This is a genomic window from Noviherbaspirillum sp. (assembly GCF_035944575.1).
GTDB lineage: Bacteria > Pseudomonadota > Gammaproteobacteria > Burkholderiales > Burkholderiaceae_D > Noviherbaspirillum.
Window position 1 is genome coordinate 1 of sequence record NZ_DASZBA010000104.1, and the last position, 2527, is coordinate 2527.

2 protein-coding genes are annotated in these 2527 nt (G+C 56.9%); one reads left to right on the top strand and one right to left on the bottom strand.

Annotation, left to right across the window (positions count from 1 at the left end):
* The coding region (locus tag VGU61_RS06645; RefSeq protein WP_326858320.1) for a glutathione S-transferase family protein at positions 1-548 on the bottom strand (548 nt) is incomplete at its 3' end.
* Between the two features lie 215 nt (positions 549-763).
* Here VGU61_RS06645 and purB point away from each other — a divergent pair.
* On the top strand, positions 764-2131 hold the full coding sequence (gene purB / locus VGU61_RS06650) for an adenylosuccinate lyase (RefSeq protein ID WP_326858321.1): 1368 nt from the start codon (positions 764-766) through the stop codon (positions 2129-2131).
* Positions 2132-2527: the final 396 nt, after the last annotated feature.

A 2527-nucleotide genomic window follows, 5' to 3' on the forward strand; every position in this document is an offset into this window, starting at 1 on the left:
AGATTCGGATAGTCGCCACGCCAGTCGATTTCAGGGAAACGGAAAGACAGCCACCCAAGCGCGCAACCGACCGCGACATCGGCCAGCGTATAGTGATTTCCGGTGCAGAACGGCGTGTCTTTCAAACCGCTCGACATCGCTTTCAAGCCGGCATGTACCTTATCCATCTGCCGCTTGATCCATTCTTCGCTTTGCTGCGGTTCGCTGCGCCTGGTCTTCTCAAGTCGCACCAGAATGGCCGCATCGAGCACGCCATCGGCCAGCGCCTCCCAGCATTTGACTTCCGCCCGCTCACGGCCATTGGGTGGAATCAGCTTGCCGACCGGGGTCAGGGTATCGAGGTATTCGACGATGACGCGCGAATCGAACATTGCGCCACTGTCTTCCATGATCAGGCAGGGAACCTTGCCGAGTGGATTGGAGAGGTGAATCTTGGTGTCGGATGCCCACACATCTTCCAACACGAGCTCATAATCGAGCTTCTTTTCCGCCATGACAACGCGGACTTTTCGTACATACGGGCTGGCGATGGAACCGATGAGTTTCATAGATGGAAGTGGTATGAATTGGTGGCGATTATAGCATTGAGGCAGCGCACATTTTCCGCCCCGCGTCGATTTCGGCGGGGATTATGTACCTGATTTTCCACGAAATCGCCGATGGTAAAATGCCGGATTCCGCCGATTCCGCAGCGGGTGACGTGCCGAAGCACGCTGCGGATTCCGTCTATTTTTTTGCATCCCGCCACTTTCCATCAACAATCATGCCGCTTTCCTCTCTTTCCGCCCTTTCCCCGCTCGACGGCCGTTACGCCGGCAAAACCGACAAGCTGCGCCCCCTTCTTTCCGAATCCGGTTTCATGCACCACCGCGTGAAAGTCGAAATCGCCTGGTTGCAGGCATTATCGGAAGCAGGCTTTTCGGAAATCAAGCCGTTTTCCGCCGATGCCAATTCCCTGCTCGATCGTCTCGCCGCGGAATTCAGCGAAACGGATGCGCAACGCATCAAGGACATCGAGGCAGTGACCAATCACGATGTAAAGGCAGTCGAATACTGGCTGAAGGAAAAAGTAAAGGACGTGCCCGAACTGGTCGCGGCATCCGAATTCATCCACTTCGCCTGTACATCGGAAGATATCAACAACACCTCCCACGGCATGATGCTGAAGGCGGCGCGCAATGACGTACTGCTGCCGTCACTCCAGGCGGTCATCGCCAAGCTGACAGAACTGGCACATGCGAATGCGGCGCTGCCGATGCTATCGCGCACCCACGGGCAGCCGGCCAGCCCGACCACGCTCGGCAAGGAAATCGCCAATGTAGTGGCGCGTCTCAAGCGTGCCGAGCAGCGGATCGCGCAAGTGGAAATCCTGGGCAAGATGAACGGCGCCGTCGGCAATTACAATGCACACCTGTCAGCCTATCCGGCCTTCGACTGGGAAGGTTTCTCCAAAAATGTGATCGAGCAGCGGTTGGGATTGACCTTTAATCCATACACCATCCAGATCGAGCCGCACGACTACATGGCGGAATTGTTCGACGCGGTGGCCCGCGCCAACACGATCCTGCTCGACCTGAACCGCGACATCTGGGGCTACATCTCTCTCGGCTATTTCAAGCAGCGCACCAAGGCCGGCGAAATCGGATCGTCGACCATGCCGCACAAGGTCAATCCGATCGACTTCGAAAACTCGGAAGGCAACCTGGGATTAGCCAACGCGTTGCTGAAGCATCTATCGGAAAAATTGCCGGTATCCCGCTGGCAGCGCGACCTGACCGACTCGACGGTGCTGCGCAATATCGGCGTCGCATTCGGCTATGCCGTGCTCGCCTACGATAGCTGCCTGCGCGGACTGAACAAGCTGGAAGTCAACCCGGCGCGCCTCGAGGAGGATCTGGATGCAACCTGGGAAGTGCTGGCGGAACCGGTGCAAACGGTGATGCGCCGTTACGGCATCGAAAATCCGTACGAGCAATTGAAGGAACTCACGCGTGGCAAGGGAATTTCCCGCGAAGCGCTGCGTGACTTCATCAACGGACTGGCCATCCCCGACGACGCGAAAACGCATCTGCTGGCAATGACACCCGCCAACTATATCGGCCATGCGGCGAAACTCGCGCAGGCTGTGTAGTCATTCATGCCATAGCGCCGACCTGGCGTGACGACATTGCCACGCCATTTCCCGGCACGGTGCAGACCTTGAAACGATTGAGGTTTGTGCCGAGCCGCGGATGGCGCCGGATCTGAAGTATTTCAATCTACCGGGCCCTCTCCCTCCTTCCACTTCTTCACTTCGACCGCTTGTCGGGCGGCCAACGGCAAATCCTGCTTTTTGCTATATTAGTCCTAATTCGAACTAATTTATTCAAGTCCGCATCTTGATGCAACAAATGCATCAGCGTGCAAGACGCGGGTCAATGGAGGATAAGAGCCGATGAATACTGTCGTTATGCCCGCCGGGATGGAATCGCGCCGCTACACCAACGTGGCGATCGCGTTGCACTGGCTGATCTCCCTGCTGATCGTG

Excerpts from the sequence above, each read along its gene's own strand:
- purB (WP_326858321.1), top strand. The coding sequence starts at position 764 with ATGCCGCTTTCCTCTCTTTCCGCCCTTTCCCCGCTCGACGGCCGTTAC.